Source organism: Streptomyces sp. NPDC087428, from assembly GCF_044744085.1.
In the GTDB taxonomy this organism is placed as follows: Bacteria; Actinomycetota; Actinomycetes; order Streptomycetales; family Streptomycetaceae; genus Streptomyces.
Window position 1 is genome coordinate 14,091 of the sequence record NZ_JBIUXR010000024.1, and the last position, 24,260, is coordinate 38,350.

Sequence of the window (24,260 nt, forward strand, 5' to 3'; positions counted from 1 at the left end):
TGCGACCCAAGGAGTGACTCCCTCCAGCAATGGACGGATCTTCCGGTAGTACTTGCGCCGCCCCTTCTGTGGAGGCGGCGGTATGACCACCCCCCTGCTGCTTCTCACTGCGGCATTCCTTCTCATCCTCGCCAACGGATTCTTCGTGGCAGCCGAATTCGGGCTCGTCACCGTGGAACGGGCGGACGCCGAGCGCGCGGCCGCCGAGGGCGACCGGCGGGCCCGTACCGTCGTCGACGCCCTGCGCGAACTCTCCTTCCAGCTGTCCGGCACCCAGCTCGGCATCACCATCACCTCACTGGTGGTCGGCATGCTCGCCGAGCCGGCCCTCGCCCAGCTGCTGGAGAGCCCACTCACCCTGACCGGTCTCCCCGACGGTGCCGTTCCCGGCATCAGCGTGGTGATCGGCATGCTCCTCGCGGCAGCCGTCCAGATGGTGATCGGCGAACTCGTACCGAAGAACTGGGCGGTCTCCAAACCGCTCCAGGTCGCCCGGTTCGTCGCCGGACCCCAGCACCGGTTCACCATGGTCTTCCGGCCCGTGATCGGGCTGCTGAACACCGTCGCCAACCGGCTGGTGCGGCTGCTCGGCGTCGAGCCGACCGACGAGCTGGCCTCCGCCCGCACCCCGGGGGAGCTGGTCTCCCTGGCCAGGCACTCCGCCGAGGCCGGCACCCTCGAACAGGACACCGCGGATCTCTTCGTACGGACCCTGTCGCTCGCCGGCCTCACCGCCCAGCACGTCATGACCCCGCGGGTGAAGGTCAGCGCCCTCCAGACGTCCGCCACCGCGGCCGACGTCCTCAACCTCACCCGGGCCACCGGCCTCTCCCGCTTCCCCGTCTACCGGGAGCGCATCGACGAGGTCGTCGGCATGATCCACCTCAAGGACGCGCTCGCCGTCCCGTCCCGGGACCGGCTGCGCACCCCGGCCGGCCGGATCGCGGTGCCCCCGCTGCTGGTGCCCGAGACCCTGCCCGTCGAGCAGCTCCTCCAGCGGCTGCGCAAGGAACAGCCGATCGCCGTCGTGGTCGACGAGTACGGCGGCACCGCCGGTGTCGTCACCCTTGAGGACATCATCGAGGAACTCGTCGGCGAGGTCAGGGACGAGCACGACGCCGAAGGCGCCGACCGCCCAGAGCTGGCCCCCGCCGCCCCCGAGGACGGCAGGCCCGCCTGGGACGCCGAAGGCAGCTGCCGGGTCCTCACCCTGCGCCGGATAGGGCTCGACGTACCCGACGGCCCGTACGAGACGGTGGCCGGTCTGGTCGCCGATCTGCTGGGCCGGATCCCCGCGCCCGGCGACCGGGCCGAACTGCCCGGCTGGCGGATCTCGGTCCGCCAGGTCGGCCACTACCGGGCCGAGAAGGTCCGCTTCGTGCGGCTGGCAGGGGCCGCTGACCCGGTCACCGCCGGACCGGCCGCCCGCGGTGTCCTGGAGGCCGCACGATGAGCCTCGTCCAACTGCTGTTCGCCGGACTCCTGGTCCTCGCGAACGGCTTCTTCGTCGGCGCCGAGTTCGCACTCGTCTCCGTACGCCGCAGCCAGATCGAACCGCTCGCGGCAACCGGGTCCAGCCGGGCCCGGCAGGTGCTGTACGGACTGGAGAACCTGCCGCAGATGATGGCGGCCGCCCAGTTCGGCATCACCATCTGCTCACTGACCCTCGGAGCGGTCGCGGAACCGACCGTCGCCCAGCTGCTGGAGCCGGTCTTCCACGCCGTGCACCTGCCCGAGGGGCTGATCCACCCGCTCGGCTACGTGCTGGCGCTGGTCTTCGTCGTCTTCCTCCATCTCGTCATCGGCGAGATGGTCCCGAAGAACCTGGCGATGGCCGCACCGGAGAAGACCTCGCTGTGGCTCAGCCCCGGCCTGGTCGGCTTCGCCCGCCTCTGCCGGCCGGTCACCTCCGCGCTGGGCGCCTGCGCCCGGCTGGTGCTCCGGCTCTTCGGCGTCGAACCCAAGGACGAGGTGGAGGCCGTCTTCACCAGCGAGCAGCTCAACCGGCTGGTCGAGGACTCCGGGCAGGCCGGACTCCTGGGGCCGGACGCGCAGGAACGGCTGGAGGACGCACTGGAGCTGGGCAGCAGGCCCGTCACCGATGTGCTGCTCCGCCGGGCCGGCCTGGTGACGGTCGACCCGTCCGTCACCCCGCACCGCATCGAGGCCCTCACGGTACGGACCGGCTACTCGCGGTTCCCCGTCTGCGCCGAGGGCGGCGGCCCGTTCATGGGCTACCTCCACGTCAAGGACGTCCTCGACCTGGAGGACGGCGAGCGGGCTGTCCCGCAGCACGTGTGGCGCCCGATGGCGACGGTACGGGCCGAACTCCCGCTGGACGACGCCCTGACCGTGATGCGCCGCGCCGCGACGCACCTGGCCCAGGTCGCCGACGCGTCGGGCCGGGTACTCGGCCTGGTCGCCATGGAGGATGTCCTGGAGATGCTGGTCGGCGAGGTACGCGACCCGGCCCACCGGGTCTCGGAGCCGCGCCGCACCGAGGAGGAGAAGACCGGCTCGGACGAGCTCACGGCCCTGGTCGGCTGACCCGGCCGCCCTCGATCGCCGGACGGGCTTGTTCCCGTCCGGCGATCGAGGGCGTCTTCCGGCCCGTCCGGCGTACGAGGGCGAAGCAGCGGCCCCGCTCACCCCGCCGGCGGCCGCCGCCCCGACAGCACCTCGCCGTACGCCTGCATCAGATCCGGCAGCCGCAGCGTCGCCAGATCGTCCCGCGTCGGCACCGTCGCATAGCCGGAGAGCCGCAGATCGCGGTAGGCGCAGCTCTTCTCGTACAGCGTGCGCAGGAACCGCCCGTTGCCCAGCTCGTCGAGCCAGCCCTGGTCGACGACATGGCCGCTGATGGAACGCAGCTCGTCCAAGGACTCCTCGTCCCACGCGTCCCCGTTCTCCGCGGCCAGCACCTCACCGATCGAGGTGAGTTCCAGCGGCCGGTAGCTGGGGAAGTCCACCCGCGTGGTGAACCGCGAGGACAGCCCGGGATTGGTGGCCAGCAGCCGGTCCATGCCCTCCGGGTATCCCGCCAGGATGACGACGAGATGGTCCCGGTTGTCCTCCGCACGCTTGAGGAGGACTTGCAGGGCCTCGTCCCCGTACGCATCGCCCTTGCTGTAACCGGTGTTGGAGAGGCTGTACGCCTCGTCGACGAACAGCACCCCGCCCAGCGCCGAGTCGATCAGTTCATTGGCCTTGACCGCCGTCTGGCCAAGGAACTCACCGACCAGGTCCGCCCGTTGGGCCTCGACCAGATGGTCGCCGCCGAGCAGACCCAGCGCGTAGAACACCCGCCCCAGAATGCGGGCCACCGTGGTCTTCCCGGTGCCGGACGGTCCGGAGAAGACGAAATGGCGTTTCGGCGGCTGAACGGGCAGCCCCTGGCCGGCCCGCAACCGCGCCATGTTCAGCTGCGCGGACAAGGCCTTGACCTGCCGTTTCACCGGTTCCAGCCCGACCATCCGCTCCAGCTCCGCCAACGCCTCCGCAAGGAGCACCGGATCGCTGGGGCCGGCCGGGAACGGATGCGGCGCGGACTGGCCCGGGACCGCGGTCTTCTCCCGTGCCCCGCCCGGCGGCGGTGACACCCCGACCCCCGGCAGGTCCTGCGGCTCACCGCCGGGGCGCAGCTCCCGCCCGTCCACCAGATCGGTGCCCAGCAGCGAGTCGCCGTCCGGCTGGCTCTCCGCGAACGTGCCGTCGACGCCCGGACCGGTCAGGGACACCGCCGCCAGGCCCGACACCTCGTCGGAGCCGTCGAGGCCGTCGTAGTCCGCGATCGCGGCCAGCCGCGCCGAGGTGTCCATGAACGCCGGATCGATCCGGTGCACCGCCCGGTACAGGGGAAGGGCCGCCGCGCTGCGGCCGGTTCCCTCGTGCGCGCGGGCCAGCCAGTACCGCAGCTCCTTGCGCTGCGGCTGCTCGCTGCGACAGCGCATCAGCGCGGTGGAGAGCAGCGGCTCGGCCTGTCCGTACATCTCCAGCCGGACCCGCGCCATTCCGCCGAACAGGCCTGCCTCGATGCCCAGCAGCGGATCGTCGATCAGCTGCTCCGTATGGCGTACGAGCTGCTCCCAGTCCTTGACCAGGTAGGAGCGGCAGGCGTGCAGGAAGCGGACCTGCGCGTCGGCGTCCACCGGCGGGAGCCCGGCCAACGCCCGGTCGAGCTCCGGCACATGGCGTCCGTCCAGCCAGTGCGAGGCGTGCGCCAGCAGCAGGTCGCGCGGGCTCTCCAGCACCGGCTGCACCCACCAGCCCAGCCAGTACCAGGAGTTCAGCGTGCGGCGATGACGGCCGCGCTGTTCACCGAAGCGGTCGCGATGGCGGTACATGTGCAGCAGCGCCGTCGTGGTGTCGACCCGCAGGGCATGAAGGCCCAGCCAGGCGTCCGCCATGCCCGGATCGAGCCGCACCGCAGTGCTGAATTCCTCTTCGGCCTGCGGATAGGCGCCCATGGTGCAGGCGTCCACGCCGCGCAGCCAGGCGAGGTCGGCCGGGGCCTGTGCGCCCTGCGTGCCGATGTCCATCTGGTCCCCCACAAACCGTGCCCCCAGGATGTCCCGCCGCACGACCGCCCGTCGAGGCGCGCCGAATCACTGTGCCGTGGACGGGAATTGACCGCACCGAGAGGCATCGTACCTGCGCAGGGAGTGTCCGACTAAGGGCACCACAGGCCGAAGGAAGACCGTGACCCACGGTAAGCGGAATGCGGTGAACGACGGCCGGAAACGGGCGCCGGGCACAGAACGAAGCCCCCGATCACGGGGGAACAACCGGGGGCTTCGCGTCTGCGGGGGCTCCGAAAAGCCGCACATTGAGAACGTAAGACCTGTACCGCCCCGGGTCAAGCAGAGTTGAGGCACTTCCGGGCCGATTTCCGACTGCTCAGTATGGCGGCGCGAAATGATCACGGTGGGTGACGGAATGGTTCACTCCCGCTGTCGCACCGGATCCCTTCAGCCACTCGTACCCCACAGGCAACTGCCGTACCAGTACATCGGCCGAGGGGCGGGAGGGATCGGCCGAGAAGTGAGCCATTTCGGCGGCGGTCCAGTCGTCCCAGAACGCCGTCAGGGCCGGCCCGTCCCGACGCCGGCCCCGCCCCCAGGACTCGGCGGCGGGCAGATCCATCCACAGCAGGTGCGCGAGGAGGGGGCGCAGGGCCCGCCGGCCGGCGCCGACCCCCTCGACCAGCACCACCGGTGCGGGTTCCAGGACGCGCGGCGGCCCGAAGTCCCGGGCCGTCCAGTCGTACGGCTCGTAGCGTGCGGGCGTCCCGTGCGACAGCGGTTCCAGGACCTGCTCCCGGAGCCTGTCCGTCCAGTCGAAGAACTCCTCGTGGGTGGCCAGATCGTCCAGGTGCAGTACGGGTGCGCCGTCGAGCACCGACGCGAGCCGGGCGGCGAAGGTGCTCTTGCCGGAGCCCGCGTGGCCGTCGACGGCGATCAGCCGGACCGGTCCGCAGGAGGGCGGCAGGGCGCGCAGCCGTGCGGCGTGGGGCGAGAGGTCGTTCATCCGCCCAGCCTACGAGCCGGTGCCAAGCTGCCGCAGGTCACGCCAGTGGTCGAGACCAATATTGGTCGGGCGGCACGAGGCGAATCACTGGCCGAACCGGGGGACGACCCGCAATAGTTGGCGCACTGTCGTGCACCCGCAGCCCCATTCCGCTTACGACCGGGGGTCTCGCCCATGCCCAGTCCGACCTCACGCAGAACAGTGCTCACCGCCGCCATCGCGGCAGCGGCCGGCGCCGGAGCGGTGTCGTCCACCGCCTCCGCCGCCCCCTCTCGTGCCCCGCACCACGCACCTTCGACGGCAGCCTCTCCCGTGGACAACCACTCCTGGAGTACGTACACCGACTGGCGCTGCGGCTCCGGCGCCGGAACCCGCGCCGTCGCGGGCCGCCGCGCGGGCCTGGTGATCGGCCACCCGCTGGGCCGTACCGACTACACCGACCCGCACACCGGTACGACGGCGGCATGGGAGTACGCGACCTGGACCTCACCCGTCCACCGCTCCGCCGTCCCCGCCACCGAGGCGATCGCCTCCTGGAACGCGCACACACCGGCCGGCACCTGGATCCAGATCGAACTCCAGGGCGGCTACTCGGACGGCACCGGGACCCCCTGGTACGTCATGGGCCGCTGGGCGGCGGGCGACGGCGACATCCGCCGCACCTCCGTCGACGACCAGAGCGACGGCAAGAGCTCCATCTGGACCGACACCTTCTCGGTGGACGACGCCGCGAGCGGCCTGCGGCTCGTCTCCTACCGGCTGCGGCTGACCCTGTACCGCACCCCGGGAACCCGGCTCACCCCCACGGTGTGGCGAGTGGGCGCGATGGCGTCCGACATCCCCGACCGCTTCACCGTGCCCGCCTCCGTCCCCGGCCTGGTCCGGGAGCTGCCGGTGCCGCGCTACTCGCAGAACGTGCACGTGGGCCAGTACCCCGAGTACGACAACGGCGGCGAGGCGTGGTGCAGCCCCACCTCCTCGCAGATGATCATCGAGTACTGGGGCCGCAGGCCCAGCGCCGAGGACCTCGCCTGGGTCGAACCGGGACTCCAGGACCCGCAGGTCTGCCACGCGGCGCGCTTCACCTACGACAACCAGTACGAGGGCTGCGGCAACTGGCCGTTCAACGCCGCCTACGCGGCCACGTACGAGGGCATGAGCGCCGTGGTGACCCGGCTGGGCTCGCTGAAGGACCTGGAGACCCTGGTCCGGGCGGGGATCCCGGCCATAACGTCGCAGTCGTTCCTCAAGGAGGAGCTGACGGGCGCGGGGTACGGCACCTCGGGCCACCTGATGACCGTGATCGGCTTCACCGCGGACGGCGACGTGATCGCCAACGACCCCGCGTCACCGAGCGACGAGGCGGTCCGCCGCGTCTACCGGCGGCACGAGTGGGAGACGATCTGGCTCCGCACGAAGCGCTATGACGCGAACGGGCAGGTCAGAAGCGGTACGGGTGGGGTCTGTTACGTCTACTGGCCGTCTGACCCAGCACCAACTCAGCACCGTGCTCTGCGGTCGCTCGGCCTGGTGTGAGCATGTAGGGGCCCACGGCCACCTCGACTACCTGGCGGCAGCGTTCATGGCCGTCCTGCGTGAGGTGGCCGTACGGGTCGACCGTGACCTTGATCGAGCGATGTCCGAGCCAACGGGACACCTCGTGAATGGACACGCCGCTGGTCAAGGTCACGGTCGTCCACTTGTGCCGAAGGTCGTGCGGTGTGTATTTGGGGAGTCCCAGCAGCTTGATCGCCCGCACCCAGGACTTACGAAATAGATCCGGGTACGGAAGACCTCCGTCGGCGTTGCGGATGGGCGTTCGGCCGATGAAAGCCCCCGGAGAATCAGGGACGGGTGCATCGCGCTACTCGCCTTCCCTTCGATGCTTCAAAGGAGCGTACTTCTGTACGTACTTTCCGCTGGTGTCTCTGTAGCGCGTCACTTGCCTTCGAGTGCCTTCGAGCCCTGAGGATCCCGTCATGGAAATCGCCTGGACGTACTCCCGGAGATTCCCCTGTGCGGAGCCCGCAAGACGCCATAAGCCAAATTGCGGGGGCCGGTCGAGGCCCTATGGAATCAGCCAAGGGTGCGACGTGCAGGCACATGATGCGCTCGTAGGACTCAAGAGTTCCTGCTGACGCGGCTTTTCCCGCGAGCCACTCTTCTGTGTACCGATGGACGGAGACCTTGCCGGCGCTGGGGTCGACGTAGAGGTTCTCTCGTTTGTCCCGTTCTACCTTCGTGGCGAATTCGACAGCGTCCTTCTTCCTGTCGAACGACTTCTCTCGCTGACGGGCGGTTCGTCCGCCCGGCTCCCGGTACCGAACGGTCCACCGCTTGCCTGATGCGTCGGGGTCTCGGGCAGATGCTGAGCCCGGTAGGGCGTTGGCAGTGGGATTCGTAAAGCGGGACCAGTCCAACTCGCCCTGGGAACAGGTCTCGACGCGTACCACTGGATCAAGGACCTCACGCGAACCGCTCAGCGATCACAACCCAATACAGGCCCTGGGACGAGGCGTACGCGTGCGCGGAAGCCCGCCTTCATGCCGTCCAGGGCCCTGCCCGTACAACGCGCGGCTGTGCGGAGGCGGCGCGCGTCTGCGGTCAGCGGCCGGTCACGCCCCACGAACTCCGCGAAGCCCCAGCCAGGGCACTGCGTCGGCGTCGCCCTCCGACGCCACCACCGTGGCCGTCCGAGGCTTCCACCGCTCGGGCATCGCCGTATCCGACGATGTCCCCGCACCGCAGGTGAAGCGGACCGGCACGCGAGAAACACGGCGGTCGTGCTCACGGGTCCGGTGTCGGGGCACCACCGGACCTTGCTCCGGTGCTGGATATGGGGCAGCCCCGTCCGGGTGGGTTCTGGACGGGCTGGGTACGCGGGTGCGGAGGGGTGGCCCGCGGTCAGGTGGTGACGCTGCGGGTGCCGTTGGCGCGCTCATCCCGCACCGCACCCGCTGCCGGGGCATCAGCAGGCGCTGGGACGTCTCCGACAACCGCCGGGCAGGAACGAAAGTCCGACGTGAGGCCGCCGTTTCTCCTCGTCCGGGCGGTCGTTGTGCCTCCCATATGTGCCTTCTCTCGGGCACGGAGATTACTTCGGGAGGTATCACTCGTGCTGAAGCACGTGGAACGCGGGGGTATTTCGCTTGCCCTGACTCGGCGTGCCGGTCTCGGCCGGCCTCTTCTGATCGTGCCTGGTGTCATGGCCGACGCAGCCTCGTGGCAGCCGGTCGTGGACGCGCTGGAAGTGACCGGATCGGTCTACGTGCTCAACCGGCGCGGGAGGAGGCCGAGCGGTGCGCTCGGGCCGGGCTACTCGCTCCGCACCGAGATCGAGGACCTCGGCCACGTGCTGGAGGTGATCGCCGCGGAGGAGGGCGCGCGGCAGGGGGTGGACCTGTTCGGCTGGAGTTTCGGTGGGCTGGTGGCGCTGGAGACCGCCGCTCAGAACACCCGGTACGTCCATACGCTGACTCTCTACGAACCCGTCGTACGGCCTTTCGGTGACCAGGTGCTCGACGCGCTGCGGGAGGCTGATGCCGCAGATGACCTGGACCGTGCCGTGGAGATCGTGAACCGGGACCTGTCGGGGTTCTCCGCGCAGTACGTTGCGCGGCTGCGTGAAAGCGACACGTGGGAAGTCCTGAGGCCACTGGCCGCCCCTCTCCTCCACGAGTTGACCGCTCTCAACGAGCACCCCGCCGATCTCGGGGCGTTCGGTGCCCTCGATCTTCCCGTCACCCTGCTGCTCGGATCCGAGAACGAGGGCACCGTCCCCTATGGCGACGCGTTCGCTCGTTTCGCGTCGGCCCTGCCGCGCGCCCACGTCACCGTCATGCCCGAGCAGGGGCATCTTGCGCACGCGCAGGATCCGGTGGGGCTGGCCGGCCACATGACGGAGGCACTCGCCCGAGCAGTCCACCACCGCGGGACGGAACCCTGCCCGGGCTAAAGGTTGTCGGGCGCATCACCTGTCACCGATCCGCCTTCCGGACCGCTCCCCTCCCCGTCCTGTGTCCGAGGCTTCTGGTGCGTCGGCGGCGGGCCGGGGGCCAGTTCGGGAAGGGTGACGCGCCAGAAGAGTTCCAGAACCCGGGAATTCACTGGGGCGGCGCCGCGCTGGCGTGCCAGCATCTGGATGCCCACCGTGATCGCGACGACACATACGACGATGTCGTCGACCGCGGCGCCCGGTGCGAGGCTTCCGTCGCGCCGGGCCTCCTCCAGCAGCCCCACCAGAAGACAGGAGAGCCGACGGCGCAGGACCGGCTCTCCCCCCTCGGCACGGTCGCAGCTGACCTGGAACCCGGCCCGCACGACCACGTCGTCGGTCAGCGCGCGGGCGAGTTCGCGCGTCGTCTCGACCATCGTCGTCAGAGCCGGAGCCGGAGCCGGAGCCGGAGCCGGAGCCGGAGCCGGAGCCGGAGCCGGCCGGCACGTCCGGGCGGCCGCCATCTTGTCCAGTGCCCGTGCCGCCTCCTGCTCCAAAGCGGAGGCCAGCGCCTTCTTGTCGGCGAAGTGGAAGTAGATCGCGCCTTTGGAGAGGCCCGCCTCGACGCTCACCCTGGCGATGGTCGCGGCGGTCAGACCGTGCCGGTCGACGACCCTTGCCGCGGCTCGCAGGATAGCTTTGCGTGAACGGACGGCGCGTTGCTGTCGTACCACCGGAGGTCACTTTCCTCCTTCGTCGAGGGCGTCCGCGGGCGGATGAACCGTGAGAAGCTGCGGAAGAGGGCCGGGGGCGCTGCGGGCCGGGGCGGACGGAGCCGCCATCACGGCCGCGACGATCAGCAACACCGCTCCGATTACGACCACCCAGAGGTGCGGCGGCGGTTGCCCCGTCAGCGGCCCCAGGACGAGCGACCCGAGCACCTGTCCGCCGACCATGCCGAGCCCCGCGGCCAGTACACCGATGCGGCGCACGGCCAGCACGGCCGACAGCACCACCACACAGCCGAGCAGGCCGCCCGTGTAGTGCCACGGCGGGCCGGAACGAGGTGCGGACAGCCGGCCGAGTACCGCCAGTGCGGCGGCGGCGGCGAGCATCAGCGCGCTGCCGGTGGCGAAGCTGAGAAGGACCGCGGGGTACGGGTGCCGTCCGGCGGCTTCGTCCACCCGGCCGTTCACCGCCATCTGCCAGGACAGGGCGGCACCGGCGAGGAAGGGCAGGGCGGCGAGCGCCAGCGTGCGTCCGGCGTCCGGTGCGGCCAGCACAGGGAGGGCCACCGCGCACACGGAGAGCAGTCCCCCGGCCAGTCGGCGCCGGGTCGCCGGGTGCGGGGCGCCCGGACCCAGACCGAGATGGTCGACGAGCACCCCGCACAGTGTCTGGCCGGAGACGAGTGCGAGCGTGTACGAGGCCGGCCCGAGCGTCGCCGCGGTCAGCGCCTGGGTCAGGATCATGCTGCCGCCGGCGACACCGCCGAGGCAGTGCCGGGGACGCAGGGCACCGGACTGCAAGGCGGTGCGAAGCCCGGCGAACGCCGGTCGCAGCGCTGTCAGGAAGACCGCAGCGCCGACTACGACGGACAGGCTGAGCATGTTCGACCAGGTCGCCGCGGCCACGGATCCGGCGTGCTCCCCGAGCCTGCCGTTGACCACGGATTCCAGGGCGAGCGCGACGCCTCCGGCGACGGCCCCGGCCAGCGGCAGCGCGGCGGATCTGGTGGCACGTGACGCGTGCTCCGGATCGCCGCGCGGCCGGGTTCGTGGCGCCGGGTCGGTCTCGGGGATCCATCTGCGTGGTGTACGCGACAACGGCATGGGCGCTCCGGTGGAGGATTGGCAGGCGGCTCGGTGATGTCCGACCGATCGGGGCCGGACAACGCTCGGGAGGGTGTCGCAGGCCGGCCGGGTGCCGGGGGCGGTCGGCACCCGGTGGCGGCGCTACGGGGGATCGTCGCGGTGCCCGCTGCCCCGGCACCCCGCTCAGGCGGGCGGCGGGAAAGTGTTGATCGTCCGAATGATGTCGTGACGTGACACGTCGCAGTGCGTGATCATGCGGACGCCGCTATCCGTCGGCAGGGTGAGGATCCCGACCTGTCTGAGACGAGCGACGGTGCCGGCCGGGTCATCGACGGGCACGACGACGATGTTGGTCTGCGGGGGCGCGGTCTTCCATCCCCGGTCGGCGAGGCCGGCCGCGAGCAGCAGGGCGTGTTCGTGGTCGACGGCCAGTCGGTCCTGGCGCTCCAGGGCCACCAGTCCGGCCGCAGCCAGGACTCCGCCCTGCCGGACACCGCCCCCGAGCATCTTGCGGACCCGACGGGCCTGCCGTACGAACTCCGCGCTGCCCGCCAGCACCGAACCCACCGGCGCGCCGAGCCCTTTGCTGAGGCAGACCTGGACGGTGTCGGCGCCCTCGGCCAGCACCGCGGGCGCCACACCGAGTGCGGAAGCGGCGTTCCACAGGCGGGCGCCGTCGAGGTGAACCAGCAGCCCGGAGTCGTGGGCGGCGGCGACCAGGCTGCGGTGCTGCGACGCGGTGGTGACCGTGCCGCCGGCCGCGCCATGGGTGTTCTCCAGGCACAACAGCCGGTCCCGCAGGGCGAAATACGGTCCGCCGGGGGCGACGGCCCTGCTGATGTCGGAGAGGGCGGGCACCCCGGGGCCGGTCGTCCAGGGCAGGGCGCGGGGCATGCCTCCGGCCAGCCAGGCAGCCGTACCCGCTTCGAGATCGAGGATGTGGGCGCGGTCCGGGGCGAGGAAACGGTCTCCTCGTTCGAGGTGCACGCACAGGGCGATCAGGTTGCCCATCGATCCGCTGGGCACCCACAGCGCGTCCTCGGTCCCGAGGAGCCCGGAGACCTTCGCCTCCAGTGCCCGCATAGTGGGGTCGCCGTCGAGGACGTCGTCGCCGACCTCGGCGCGCGCCATGGCCGCGCGCATCCGTGCGTCCGGCCGGGTCACGGTGTCGGAGCGCAGGTCGACCGGCGGTCCGACGGGGGGGACAGTCATGGATGCCTCCGTCAGGGGGTTTTCGGCACGGGTGACGACGGGGCCCCGGCTACTCGGGGCGGGCGACGCTGTAGCGGGTCATCAGGAGGGCGGCGACCACGCTGAATCCGGCACCGATGAACATCACCGCGGATGGGCCTGAGGTGTCGACGAACCACCCGCCGATCAGTGCGCCGAGCGCGATGGAGATGTTGAAGGCGCAGATGTACAGCGAGGTCGCGGCTTCGGGGGCCTGCGGGGCGCTGGCGAAGACGAGGGTCTGCAGACAGACCGGCAGCGCGGTGTACGCGATGCCCCACACGAGCAGCAGGACGACCGTACCGGGGTGCCACTCGCCGTTCACCACCAGCAGGACGACGGCCGCGGCGAGCAGCAGGATGCAGGTGAGGGTGGTGGTGCGCAGTGCGCGGGCAGCGGCCGCGCCGCCCCCGAAATTGCCGACGACGCCGGCCACGCCGTACAGGAGCAGCAGGGCGCTGACCCAGTGGGCCGGGATGCCCGCGTCCTGTTCGAGGAAGGGCGCTACGTAGGTGTAGGCGGCGAAGTGTCCGATCACCATGGCCACGGTGACGAGGGTGGCGATCCGGAGATTGGCGTCCCGCAATAGCCGGGGCAGTTCGGCCAGGCGCACTACGGTGCGTGGTTCGAGGCGCGGCACGAGCAGCACCGACGCGGTCAGAATCAGGATGCCTATCCCCGAGATGACCCAGAACGCGGTACGCCAGTCGGACTGACCTATGAAAGTGCCGAAGGGCACGCCGACGACGGAGGCGATGGAGATGCCGCTGAAGACGACCGCGGTGGCCCGGACGGCCTGGCCTTTCGGCACCAGGCGGATGGCGATGCTCGCGGCGATCGACCACATCACGCCGTGTGCGAAGCCTGTCAGCAACCGCGAGACCATGAGGACGGTGTACGAGGACGACAGCGCAGTGAAGGCGTTGCCCGCGATGAAGATACCGAGGACCAGCAAAAGCAGCACCCGGCGGTCGAGCCTGCGGGTCGCCACAGTCAGCACCGGTGCGAAAAGACCCGCGATGGCGCCGTACAGGGTCACCGACAGGCCGACGGAGCCCTCCGAGACGCCGAGGTCCCGGCTCATCGCGGGAAGCAGTCCGATCGGGACCATTTCGGTCGTGGTGAAGGCGAAGACGCCCATGCCGACGGCGACCACGGCGAGCCAGCTGCGGACGGGGCCGAGGGGAACAAAGGGCTTGGCCGGGCGGTCGGGGCCGTCAGGGGTGGTCGTGGGTGCCTCGTCCGTGTCCGGGCGAGAGGGCAGCGAGGGTGTCACGGGTTTCTCCGGGTCGGGCTGGTGCGGGCGTGGTGGCCGGGCGGGTCGGCGGACAGGGATTCAGCGGCCCGCCGGAAGGGTTCGAGCGGGGGGAGGAACAGGACGGCGCCAGCGTGCCCGCCGTCGCGCAGCGTCGCGCCGAGGTGGACCGCGGGGACGATGCCGGTTTCCGCGACGCGCGTCACGTCGATGCCGCACGGCGCGCCGCGGTGGGCGAGGGCGGGGATGCGGTACTCGGGGTGCTCCCGCAGGGTGATGCGGTACATGCGTTCGGTCAGCCGAATCATGTCCGCCGGGGTGCCGGCGGAGTGGTCCTGCAGGGGCATGGCGGCCGCGGCGGACATGCCGCCGAGGCCGATCGTCTCCGTGATCAGGCTCTCGCCTCCCACGTACGCCAGGTCGTCCGTGGTCCAGCCGTCGTAGAGGCGGCCGCGCAGGGTGGACACCGGTGGGAGGGGTGCGGTGAACCATCGGTCGCCGAGACCGGACACCCGTAACCCGAACTGCTTCCCGTTGAGGTTCATCGCGGTGACCAGCGTGCTGCCGGTGATGCCGGAGGCGCTGTCGGTCGCGGCCTTGGCCGCCGCCATTACGAGGTGCAGGAACAGGTACTCGGCAGAGCGCAGATAGGCGGCCAGGGCCCGGTGGTGCGACGCGACCCCGCTCGCGGACAGGTCGAGCAGGGCGTCCAGCACGACGTTCCGCAACATGGCACCGGACGCCTTGTGACGGCTGTGCAGATCGTCGCCCATGGCCAGGGCCCGGCGGACGAGCGGGCCGAGCGGCAGCCCGCCCAGGTGCTCCAGCACCTCGGCGAGCGCGGGCGAGACGACGTCGGAGACGTGTCGCAGTCGGGCGCGGACCCCCTCGTCCCAGACTCCGAAGGTGAGCGAGGCGCGGTCGGCTCCCTCGTTCATCCGGCAGAAGGCGCGCCGTCCGGAAGCCTCGTCACGGACGACGACCACGGGCATTGACGCGGTGCACACACCGGTGAGCGATCCGACTGTGGCGTGATCGTGGGAGGCCCGCACCTCGATAGTGCCCTCGGCGAGCAGTGCCTCAGCCTCGGCTGTGCTCCGGGCGAGGCCCTCGTAGAGGACGGCGCCGGTGACGGCCCGGCGCTGACCGCCCGCGTACTCCTTCCACGGCATGGGAGGCCCGGAGACGAGGACCGTCAGGGGCGTCATGCCGGGGACCACGTCGCCGGCGGGGGCGACGGTCTCCAGGACGGGACGGGATCCGGTGATACGGGCCACGGCCCGCGTGTTGGCCGCGTCGCGCGCCGCGGCCCCGGTGCCGGTAGCGGGAGCGGCGGTGGGGCGGGCGGTCACCGCACTGCCTCCTCGGGCGCGGCGGGCGCCGGCTCCAGCGTGTGGATCTCCGTGACCGCGGTCACTTCGGCTACGGCCTTGTCGAGATCCGCGTCGAGGGGGCCGTCCAGGACGACGGAGACCGACCGGCCCTGGGAGTCGGACTGGTCACCGAGCAGGTCGCCGCGGTGCCGGCTCACCAGGACTGCGTGACTTCGGGGTGGAACGTCGCTCGGGAGCGGCGGCAGATCCGGCCACCGGCCCTGTTCACCGACCCAATGGACGGGTACGTCTCCTGCCGTCACGCCGGCGAGCAGCCCCCGGGGATGGTCGAGGTAGACCTGCTTGGCGCGGCGGCGCGGCGGCGCGGTGGCGGGCTCGGCGCCGAGCGCAAGGTCCAGCAGGGCGGCGTCCAGGTCCATGCCCGTGGCCAGGCGCCACAGCCGGGTAATGGCGTCACCGGGTGGCCGGGCCGCTGCCTCCATCAGGATCACCCGCTCCCGCGCCGTCAGTCTGAACTCGGCGTGGCACATGCCGGTGCCGAACCGGACGGCCCGCAGGAACTCGTTGTTGGCCTGGAGCAGCAGCTCTTCCTGGGCCGGGGTGAGGTCGGGTGCGGGGGAGGTGTGGCCGGTCTCGGTGAAGAAGGACGTGCCGGACTCGTTGGTGTCCTTCGCGGTGATGCCGGACCAGAGCACCTCTCCGTCCCGGACCAGGGTCTCGACGGAGTATTCGCGGCCGACGACCCGCTCCTCCAGCAGGAGCAGCTCGGCGGGGCCGTAGTCGGGCAGGAGCGGGGGCACGCCACCCGGCTCGTGGACCGCTCGTACGCCCGAACTGGACATCCGCGAAGCCGGTTTGAGGACGGCGGGGTACAGGTCCCAACCGTCCGCCGGCCTCGTCCGGCCGGGCTGGAGCAGGGTCCAGTGGGGCGCGAGGCCGGGGGTGGCCATGCGCTGGAGCACCTTGTTGCGGCAGACCAGCGCCGCGTGCGTACCGGGGCCGGGGAGCCCCAGCGTCTGGGCGAGGGCTCCGGCGGCCTCGACGAACACCTCACCGACGTTCAGCACCGCACGCACGGACCGGTCGCGCAGCCAGGGGGTTACCCCGTGCAGCAGGGTCTCCAGCGAGGTGTCCGCGAGGTGCCGGAGGTCTTCGTCGGGGATTGCGGAGAGCGGATGCTCCGGGTCGCCGCGGTGCCGGGCCAGTTCTTCGGCGGGGGTTTCGGGCCCGAAGACGAACAGCGGTGTCACGCCGCGCCGGCCGGCCGCGTCCAGCAGGCGCAGGTGCTTGGCGAGGACGACCAGGTCGGTGATGACGATGACGGCGGGCCTGGGACGGTCGGTGGCGGTCGCCGCGGATGGCGCGCCTCTGTCGCGGTAGGCGGTCATGGCTTCCCTCGGTCGGGGCGGGGCGCAGCCGTGGCTGCGCCCCGTAGGGTGGTGGGTCAGGCGGCGAGGCGCTCGGCGGGCACGGTCAGTTCGTGGACCTGGTTGCCCTCGCGGGTCCGCAGCACGACCCTGGGGTCCGGGCCGTCGGGGAAGACCTGGAGGGTGCGTTCCTCGCTCCAGCCGGAGAGGCGGTATTCGTCGTCACCGAGGTGCACCAGTGCGAAGTCACGGTCACCGGACAGCCGGAGCGTCATCCGGTCCCCGTCCTCGGCCAGCGTCGCGGTCTGCTGGGGCTGGTCGGCGGACAGCGGGGTGAAGTCCTCCCACAGGTGGAATGTGGCGGGGAGGGAGAAACGGGTGGCGCCGTTTCGACGGCGTTCGTCGGCGGTCTGCGGGCTCTCCTGGCGGTTGTACAGGACCTCGCCCTTGCTGAAGTACTCCTGCCAGGTCTCCGGGAAGAGGGAGGCCAGGCCGGGGGTGACCAGGACATCGAGGACCAGGTGCACGCGGTGCTCGCTGCCGCTGTTCTGGACGCGGTGGGTGCGACTGAAGTCGCCGAACCAGAAGTCCCCGGGCTGCCAGCGGTGTTCGACGCCGTCGAGGACCAGTACGGCGTCGGGGTTGGTGACGACCGGGACGTGCAGCCGTCCGACACCCCAGCGGGGCCCGTACTTGGGGTCGGTGTGGTCCATCCCGACGGTGTCGGGGCCGAGGGCCATGAACCGGACGGCGTGCAGCGGAGCCGGGATCGACTCCAGCACCTCGCGAACGTACGGGATGCGGTCGAGCCATACGGTGTCCGCGAAGCTCAGCGGGCCGGGGCCGCCCGGGTCCGTGCGGTCGCCGGCGCCGCCGGGACTGCGCAGGGCGAGGCAGCGCCAGTCGACCTCGGTGGCGTCACCGACGCCGTCCTCGGTGTAGACGCGCTGCTGGTCCCAGGAGTGCTCGCGGACGGAGGTGAGTTCGCGCAGTAATCGAGCAGCGTCGAACGTGGGCTTGAGCTGGGCTCCTTCGGCGGGCATGGGCGGTGCGCCCAGGAGCGTGGTGGAAGCGGCCATGAGGGTCACCTTCGTAGACGTGCGGGTACGGTCGGGTGGATGGTCCGTCGCGGTGCTGGTTCAGGCGTGGGCGACCGCGGGCGCCTCGTGGGCGGCGCTGCCCTCCTGGAGCTGGTGCCACCGCTCCAGCATGTAGAGCGTCCACAGCGCGTAGCTGTGCGCCGGGCGGAACTCGCGGACCGTGGAGCGCAGGACGTCCGGGCGGAAGTAGCCGCGTTCCAGTGAGGCTTCGGACAGCAGGGTGTCGGTGATGGTCGAGCGCAGCTCCGTGCCGAGCCAGCTTTCCAGGGGCACGGCGAGTTCCTGCTTGCGGCGCTCCAGGACCGGCCGCGGGAGGTAGCGGGCGGCCACCCGCTTGAGCGGGGTCTTCTCCTGCCCGCCGACGAGTTTGCGGGCGGCGGGGATACGGGTGACGTAGTCGATGAGCCGGTGGTCGAGCAGCGGGCTGCGGGGTTCGACGGAGTGGGCCATGGACATGCGGTCGATCTTCACCAGCTGCGCGTCGGGCAGCCAGAATCCGCTGTCGACCTGCATGGCGCGGTCCAGGTCCGGCACCGAGGGATCGGTTCGGCCGAAGCGGGCCCTGAGGTAGTTGTGCGGGTGTCCCGGGATCCGCGTGGCGAAGTCGGCCGAGTACAGCTCGTCCTTGAGCACGTGGGGCACGCCGTCCACAAGGACGCGCTCGTAGCGGTCGGCGAGGTCGCCGCCTCCGGTCAGGTCGCGCAGCCGCTGGTAGCGACCGTATCCGCAGAAGATCTCGTCGGCTCCGTCGCCGGTCAGCACGACGGTGACGTGCTGTTTGGCCAGCTTGTACATGCAGGATGCCGCGATGGCGGACGGGAACGCATAGGGCTCGCCCATGTGGGTGAGGATGGTGTCGACCGCCTCCTTCGCGTCCTGGGCGCCGATCCGGTACACGTGGTGGTGGGTGCCGCAGTGGTCGGCAACGGTGCGGGCGTGCACCGACTCGTCGAAGGCGGCGTGCTCGAAGCCGACGGAGAAGGTGTGGATGGGCCGGCCCAGCTGCCGGGTCGCCATGGCGACCACCAGACTGGAGTCGAGGCCGCCGCTGAGCATGGCGCCGAGCGGCACTTCCGATTCCAGTCGGTCCCGCACGGCCTGCTGGAGCAGTGTGTCGATCCGGTCGTCGATTTCGTCCTGCGGTGCGTCGGTCAGCTCGGCGGTGAAGTCGAACTGCCAGTACGTGCGCCTGCGTTCGGGGCGACCCGCCTCGAACACCAGCGTGGTCGCCGGTTCCAGCCTGCGGACTTGCCGGTAGATGGTGTGTGGTGCGGGTACGACCCGGTAGCTGAGGTATTGGTCGATTGCGACGGGGTCGGTGGACCTGCCGATGCCGGGGTGCAGCATGAGGGCGGGCAGTTCCGAGGCGAACGCCACCGAGTCGCCGGTCGGCCTGGTGTAGAACAGCGGTTTCTTGCCGACCCGGTCGGTGGCCAGGACGAGGCGTCGGTGGCGGGTGTCGTGGACGGCGATGGCGAACATGCCGTGGAGCCGTTCGACGAAGCTCTCGCCCAGCTCCTGGTACAGGTGCGGCAGTACCTGCGCGTCGCTGCCTCCGCGCACCGGACGGCCCCGGGAGGCCAGGAAGTCGCGCAGTTCCCTGTGGTTGTAGATCTCGCCGTTGAGGACGCAGACGACGGTGCCGTCGTCGCTGTGGACGGGCTGGGACCCGTCGTGGAGACCGATGATCTTCAGCCGGCACATCGCCAGGGCGGCGTCGGCCGTGCCGAAGGTCCCCGTCTCGTCGGGGCCCCGGTGCTCCATGGCCGCGCAGGCGGCGAGCGCGTAGGGAGAGTGGACGGGAGCGTGTCCGCCGAGGGACACCGTTCCGGCGATTCCGCACACGGTTCAGCCCTCCTTGAGGTCGAGGCGGCGCTTGGCATGACCGGACCTGAGCGCGTCCAGCGGAACGGCCTTCACACGGACCGGACCGACGAGGCCGGATGCGATCATCTGCGCGACGTCGGGGGCCAAACGGTCGACGGCCGCCCGGACCGCGGCGATCTGGTCGTCACCGACGCGGTCCGCGACGACGCTGATGATCAGACCGTCCTCGTCGGACGCTTCGAAGGGGCGGCCGGGGAAGTTCTCGGCCATGACCTGCGCGAGGTCGTGGTTGCTGACTCGCTCGCCGTGCTTGAGGTCTCCGGCGAGGCGCCCGTCGATGCGCTCGAACGCGAACACCTCGCGGCCGTCGTGGCGGATACGGTGCAGACCGGTGATGGCGTCGCCGGTCATGTAGCGGACCGCGGGGAAGTACCGGCGCGCGAGCGACGTGAGCAGGAGGGCCCCGCTTCCTTCCTGGCGGGACGGGACCCGGTCGTCCTCGGTGAGGTGAGCCAGCTTCTGGGGAGGAACCACCTCGGGGACGATGTGGTCGTGGAAGTGGTAGAGGCCGGTCTCGGCGCACGAGTGGGCGATGGCCCCGACCTCGATGGAACCGAACACGTCCAGGACGTCCTCGGTGCGCAGCCCGAACCGGGCGGCGATGTGGGCGCGCCAGGCGAGGGGTGCGACGTCGCCGACGACCATGATTTTCCGCGGGCGGATGTCCAGGCCGGGACGGGCCTGCAGCAGCTTGTCGAGGATCATCGGCATCGTGAAGAAGACGTCGGGGCGCGAGGCGTTGAGCTTGTCGATGTGCTCGTCCACGGGCCGGGTGAAGTCGATGTCGTAGGCCGTGAAGCCGAGCTCGAGGAAGACACGGCGAGCGGAGGCTGCGGCGTGGCCGGTGCCGAGGTCGGCCACCGCGACGGAGCCGCGCGGCACGGATCGGGTGAACTCCCCGAAGAGCAGGCGGCGGTGGGCCACGTAGGCGTCGTCGTCCGCGGGTGAGTAGAGGATGCGTTTGCGCTGCCCGCCGGAGGTTCCCGAGGTGTGGTAGGCCGATGCGTCCGGCATCTGCGGATGTTGGGCGGTGTAGTAGTGCGCACCGAGGAGGCCGGTGCCGATGACCGGGAGTCCGGACAGGTCGCCGGACCCCAGCACACCGCGGCGCAGGAGAAGTTCTCGGTACCAGGGGAAGCGCTGGGCGTGGCCGGCCGCGAGGGCGGCCAGCTCGGCTTCCCGCGCGAGGGCGCGGGGCCAGGCGGTGGTGGCGGTGCTGAGAGGCATGACGGGGCTCTTTCTCCGGGGGCGAGGAAAGCGTGCGGACGTCAGTTCCAGCGCTGTGTCTCACCGAAGAAGTCGGGGACGGACACCGCGAGGCCCTTGTCCACTGCCTGCTGGTAGAGGCGCTGTCCCACCGCGAGGTCGAGGACGCCGAGCCCGAAGGGTGAGAAGATGCGCGGCCGGTCCCTTGCCGGAGTGATCTCGCCGCGCAACACCTGTGCGAGGGTGCCGTCGATGAAGTCGCGGTTGCCGAGTTGCTGTTCGGCCAGGTGGGGCGAGGTGTTGGCGGTCAGGCAGTGGTCGACGTCGTCGAGGATGTTCTGCGCGCCGGCCACGACGTCCGGTCCGAGGTCGCGCAGCGAGATGTTGAGGACGGTCTGGCCCGGGGCGAAGGCGTCCGCCCGGGTGACCCAGGGCTCGGGTGCCGTGGTGGCGAAGACCACGATGTCGGCGTCGGCCGCGGCCCGCTCGTAGGAGTCCTCCTGCTCGGCGCGGTAGCCGAGTTCGCCGATGCGGCGGGTGAGTGAGGAGGCGTAGGAGACGTCCCGGTCGTGGACGACGAAGCTGTCGACCGACCACGACTGCGCGGCGAAGAACTCGGCGATGTTGCGCGCAATGACCCCGGCGCCCACCAGGCATATTCGGGTCGCAGTCGGTCCGCCCGCAAGTTCCCGGGCTCCCAGGACGGCGGACGCGGCGGTGCGGGCGGCGCTGATCTGGGACGCCTCCAGGCAGGCGAAGGGGTAGCCCGTCTCGTAGTCGTTGAGGAGCAGCGTGGCCGAGGCGCGCGGGATGTTGCGCTCGATGTTGCGGGGGTAACTGGCGATCCACTTGATGCCGGAGACGCCGTAGTCGCCTCCGAGGTGGGCGGGGAGGGCGATGATGCGGGCGTCCGGCTTGTCCGGGAAACGCAGGAAGTAGCTGTTGGGGTTGACGGAGTCGCCGTCGTAGTGGGTGAGGTAGGCGGAGCGTACTGTGTCGACGATGTCGGGGCGGGAGTCGTCGATGAGGGTGCGCAGCACTGCACCGCCCACCACGTGGAAGTCGAACATGCGGGATTTCCTCGTCTCGTTTCTGGTCGGAACGGGTGCGTCGTGCGTCGCTCGCCGGGCCGGGGGCAGGCCGGCGGCCGGTCACACGGCGACGGGATGTCTGCCGGAAGGGTCGAGAACGTGCGTGCCGAAGGTGTCGGCGACCCAGTCGTCGTCGTAGATCGTCCTGACGTAGCGGTCTCCCATGTCCGGGGACAGGGCCACGACGCGCGAGCCCGCGGGAATCCGGTCGGTCATCGACTCCAGCGCGGCGAGCACGGATCCCGTGGAGCCCCCGAGCGGCAGTCCTCGTTCGCGGGCCAGGCGGCGGCACATGCGGACGGCGTCGCTCTCGTCCACCAGGACGACCTCGTCCACCTGGTCGGGCCGGCACAGTTCGGGGCGGCGGCTGGTGCCGAGGCCGGGGATGTGACGGGGGCCGGGCGGGCCGCCGAAGGTCACGGATCCGACGGTGTCCACCGCGACGATCTTCGTCCACGGTGAGAACGTCCGGAAGTGCCGCGTGCAGCCCATGAGCGTGCCGGTGGTGCCCGCGCCCACCACCAAGACGTCGACGTGGCCGATGTTCTTCAGGATCGAGGTGGCGGTACGCCGCGCGTGGGCCTGCGCGTTGGCGGGGTTGGCGTACTGGTTGAGCCACACCAGGCCCGGGTCGGCGTCGGTCATCTCGTGGATGCGGGCGATCCGGGTGCCCAGGTAGCCGCCGTTGTGGTCCCGCCGGGTCACTTGGACGACATCGGCCCCCAGCGCACGGATGAGAGCGAGGCTCTGCGGGGAGACGTTCGGGTCGGTCACGCAGGTGAAGTCGTATCCGCGGGAGGCGGCGATCACGGAGAGCGCTATGCCGAGACTGCCGGAGGAGGACTCGACGATCCGGCCTCCGGGCCAGAGCACACCCTTGCGTTCGGCGTCGTCGACCATGCCGACCGCGGACTTGAGCTTGACCGACCCCGCCGGGTTCATCCCCTCCAGCTTCAGGAAGAGGTGAATGCCCGGCAGGACGTCGTCGGCTTCGAGGAAGACCTCGTCGGTGACGATGTCGCAGGCACGCTGGTAGATCATCGGTCCTCCTGCGGGGCGGTCGGCGTGGTGCGGGGTACGACGTCGCCGCCCGCAGTCCGCAGGTCCGTCCGGAGAGCGGCCAGACGGCGGAGGAAGAGCGCTTCGGCGTGGGCCAGCGCGGCGATCTCGCGTGGGCTCACGCTCTCGTCGGTGCCGTGGATGTTGGACGGGGGATCCTCGACACCGCACAGAAGGATCTCCGCGTCCGGGTAGAGCGTCCGCAGGACGGAGCACACGGCGATCGAACCGCCGGCCCCCACTTCGCGGGCGTGGACACCGAAGGCGTCCCGCAGGGCGTCACGCATCACGCCGTGGGCCTTTCCCCCGGTGTCGGCGAGGAAGGACGGACCGCTGGTGACACGCCGGACTTCCAGGTGCGCGCCCCAGGGGACCTGGTCCCGCAGGTGCCCAGCCAGCGCCTCATGCGTGCCGGACATGTCCGTGCCGGGCGGTGTGCGCACGCTGATCAGTGCCTTGGCCGAGGGCAGCAGCGCGGGTACGGCACTGTCGAGGGGTGGGGACTGTACGGCCAGGACGGTGACGGCCGGCAGGTTCCACAGCCGGTCGGCGATGCTGCCCGCGCCGATGAATTCGACGCCGTCCAGGAGGCCGGCGTCGGCGCGGAGGTCCTTCTCGGCGTACTCCGCGCGGTCCCCGCCGTCCCGGGCCCCGGATGCCGGCTCGGGATCGAGGCCGGGCACCCTGGTCGTGCCCCCGCTGTCGTGCAGTGTGCCCAGGAGACGGATGAGAGCGGTCATCGCGTCGGGCACGGGCCCGCCGAACTGGCCCGAGTGCAGCGTCTTGGACAGGGTGGAGACAGTGACCTCCACGACGGCCATGCCCCGCAGCGAGGTGGTGAGGGTCGGGACACCGGGGGCGACGTTCCCGGTGTCGGCGACGACGATCACGTCGGGTTCGACGACCAGACCGGGGTGGGCGCGCAGCACTTTCTCCAAGCCTCCGTCGCCCGGTTCCTCGCAGCCGTCTACGAGGACCACCAGGTCGAGGTCGGGGAGGGACGCGCCGGACCGGTCCCCCTGGAGGGCTCGCAGTGCCGTGAGGTGCATGACGACGTTGCCCTTGCAGTCCGCGCTGCCTCGGCCGAACCAGCGTCCGTCACGGTCGGTCAGCTCGAACGGGGGTGTGAGCCAGTCGGCTTCGTCCTGGGCGGAGACGACGTCGTAGTGGGCGTAGAGCACCACGGAAGGCGCGCCGGGCGACCCGGGGCGGCGGGCGTAGACCGTCTCGGGGCCGTCGTCGGTCAGGAGCAGGCGGGTCTCGGGAAACCCGGCGTCCGCGAGCAGATCGGCGATCCGGCGGGCCGCGCGGCGGAACTGGTCCGGGGGCGAGGCCCCTACGACGGTGCGCAGCGCGACCAGTTCCGCGAGGTCGTCGCGGGCTCGGGGTATCAGCGAGCGCACTGTCGCGGCTGAGGGGGATGCAGGCATGGTGGTCTCCGGCATGCGGGCGCGGTC

Annotated in this window: 19 protein-coding genes; 4 read left to right on the forward strand and 15 right to left on the reverse strand. The window is 70.9% G+C overall.

Annotated features, from left to right (window positions below; genetic code table 11):
* The first annotated feature begins 82 nt into the window (after positions 1-82).
* Together ACIO3R_RS36420 and ACIO3R_RS36425 are read left to right on the forward strand one after the other, a co-directional pair.
* Complete coding sequence (locus ACIO3R_RS36420; RefSeq protein WP_385354347.1) at positions 83-1,453, forward strand: hemolysin family protein; 1,371 nt, start codon at positions 83-85, stop codon at positions 1,451-1,453.
* Positions 1,450-2,547, forward strand: coding sequence for a hemolysin family protein (locus ACIO3R_RS36425; protein WP_363031350.1), 1,098 nt, complete (start codon positions 1,450-1,452; stop codon positions 2,545-2,547). Before ACIO3R_RS36420 ends, ACIO3R_RS36425 begins: the two co-directional genes overlap by 4 nt.
* A gap of 98 nt (positions 2,548-2,645) precedes the next feature.
* Here ACIO3R_RS36425 and ACIO3R_RS36430 read toward each other — a convergent pair whose 3' ends face one another.
* Together ACIO3R_RS36430 and ACIO3R_RS36435 are read right to left on the reverse strand one after the other, a co-directional pair.
* The gene (locus ACIO3R_RS36430) at positions 2,646-4,538 is read right to left on the reverse strand and encodes an AAA family ATPase (protein WP_385031028.1); all 1,893 of its coding nucleotides are present in this window, start codon (positions 4,536-4,538) and stop codon (positions 2,646-2,648) included.
* A 358-nt stretch (positions 4,539-4,896) separates the two neighbouring features.
* Positions 4,897-5,526, reverse strand: coding sequence for a uridine kinase (locus ACIO3R_RS36435; RefSeq protein ID WP_402111298.1), 630 nt, complete (start codon positions 5,524-5,526; stop codon positions 4,897-4,899).
* Positions 5,527-5,700: 174 nt separating this feature from the next.
* Between ACIO3R_RS36435 and ACIO3R_RS36440 the strand changes: the two genes are divergently transcribed.
* Positions 5,701-7,062: a peptidase C39 family protein gene (locus ACIO3R_RS36440; RefSeq protein WP_402111300.1), complete on the forward strand. Its 1,362-nt coding sequence runs from the start codon at positions 5,701-5,703 to the stop codon at positions 7,060-7,062.
* Here ACIO3R_RS36440 and ACIO3R_RS36445 read toward each other — a convergent pair.
* A complete protein-coding gene (locus ACIO3R_RS36445; RefSeq protein WP_402111371.1) occupies positions 6,968-7,354 on the reverse strand; it encodes a tyrosine-type recombinase/integrase in 387 nt (128 codons plus the stop codon). The two genes, ACIO3R_RS36440 and ACIO3R_RS36445, sit on opposite strands and share 95 nt — an antisense overlap.
* A 1,287-nt stretch (positions 7,355-8,641) precedes the next feature.
* Here ACIO3R_RS36445 and ACIO3R_RS36450 point away from each other — a divergent pair.
* Complete coding sequence (locus tag ACIO3R_RS36450) at positions 8,642-9,481, forward strand: alpha/beta fold hydrolase (RefSeq protein WP_385031010.1); 840 nt, start codon at positions 8,642-8,644, stop codon at positions 9,479-9,481.
* Here ACIO3R_RS36450 and ACIO3R_RS36455 read toward each other — a convergent pair.
* From ACIO3R_RS36455 to ACIO3R_RS36510, 12 genes are all read right to left on the reverse strand, one after another.
* Entirely contained in the window at positions 9,478-10,194 is a 717-nt protein-coding gene (locus ACIO3R_RS36455) for a TetR family transcriptional regulator (RefSeq protein WP_402111303.1), read from the reverse strand. The two genes, ACIO3R_RS36450 and ACIO3R_RS36455, sit on opposite strands and share 4 nt — an antisense overlap.
* A 6-nt stretch (positions 10,195-10,200) precedes the next feature.
* Positions 10,201-11,292, reverse strand: a complete 1,092-nt coding sequence (locus tag ACIO3R_RS36460; protein WP_402111305.1) for a DMT family transporter — start codon at positions 11,290-11,292, stop codon at positions 10,201-10,203.
* A gap of 165 nt (positions 11,293-11,457) precedes the next feature.
* Positions 11,458-12,486, reverse strand: coding sequence for a GntG family PLP-dependent aldolase (locus ACIO3R_RS36465; protein WP_402111307.1), 1,029 nt, complete (start codon positions 12,484-12,486; stop codon positions 11,458-11,460).
* A 49-nt stretch (positions 12,487-12,535) separates the two neighbouring features.
* Positions 12,536-13,780, reverse strand: a complete 1,245-nt coding sequence (locus tag ACIO3R_RS36470; protein ID WP_385030998.1) for an MFS transporter — start codon at positions 13,778-13,780, stop codon at positions 12,536-12,538.
* Complete coding sequence (locus ACIO3R_RS36475; RefSeq protein WP_402111309.1) at positions 13,777-15,111, reverse strand: DUF1116 domain-containing protein; 1,335 nt, start codon at positions 15,109-15,111, stop codon at positions 13,777-13,779. The genes ACIO3R_RS36470 and ACIO3R_RS36475 overlap by 4 nt, the downstream gene beginning before the upstream one ends.
* A complete protein-coding gene (locus ACIO3R_RS36480) occupies positions 15,108-16,481 on the reverse strand; it encodes an acetyl-CoA carboxylase biotin carboxylase subunit family protein (protein ID WP_402111311.1) in 1,374 nt (457 codons plus the stop codon). The genes ACIO3R_RS36475 and ACIO3R_RS36480 overlap by 4 nt, the downstream gene beginning before the upstream one ends.
* Positions 16,482-16,537: 56 nt before the next feature.
* Positions 16,538-17,539 carry an aspartyl/asparaginyl beta-hydroxylase domain-containing protein gene (locus ACIO3R_RS36485; RefSeq protein WP_385354367.1) on the reverse strand — a complete coding sequence of 334 codons (1,002 nt, stop codon included), beginning with the start codon at positions 17,537-17,539 and terminating at the stop codon, positions 16,538-16,540.
* Positions 17,540-17,599: 60 nt separating this feature from the next.
* Positions 17,600-19,405: an asparagine synthase (glutamine-hydrolyzing) gene (asnB, locus tag ACIO3R_RS36490; protein ID WP_402111313.1), complete on the reverse strand. Its 1,806-nt coding sequence runs from the start codon at positions 19,403-19,405 to the stop codon at positions 17,600-17,602.
* A 3-nt stretch (positions 19,406-19,408) separates the two neighbouring features.
* Positions 19,409-20,674 (reverse strand): hypothetical protein, encoded by a 1,266-nt coding sequence (locus tag ACIO3R_RS36495; protein ID WP_402111315.1) that lies wholly within the window; start codon positions 20,672-20,674, stop codon positions 19,409-19,411.
* A 41-nt stretch (positions 20,675-20,715) separates the two neighbouring features.
* Positions 20,716-21,723 carry a 2,3-diaminopropionate biosynthesis protein SbnB gene (sbnB, locus tag ACIO3R_RS36500; protein ID WP_402111317.1) on the reverse strand — a complete coding sequence of 336 codons (1,008 nt, stop codon included), beginning with the start codon at positions 21,721-21,723 and terminating at the stop codon, positions 20,716-20,718.
* A gap of 81 nt (positions 21,724-21,804) precedes the next feature.
* Positions 21,805-22,785 (reverse strand): 2,3-diaminopropionate biosynthesis protein SbnA, encoded by a 981-nt coding sequence (sbnA, locus tag ACIO3R_RS36505; protein ID WP_385030977.1) that lies wholly within the window; start codon positions 22,783-22,785, stop codon positions 21,805-21,807.
* A complete protein-coding gene (locus tag ACIO3R_RS36510; RefSeq protein ID WP_402111319.1) occupies positions 22,782-24,233 on the reverse strand; it encodes a M20/M25/M40 family metallo-hydrolase in 1,452 nt (483 codons plus the stop codon). The genes sbnA and ACIO3R_RS36510 overlap by 4 nt, the downstream gene beginning before the upstream one ends.
* Positions 24,234-24,260: the final 27 nt, after the last annotated feature.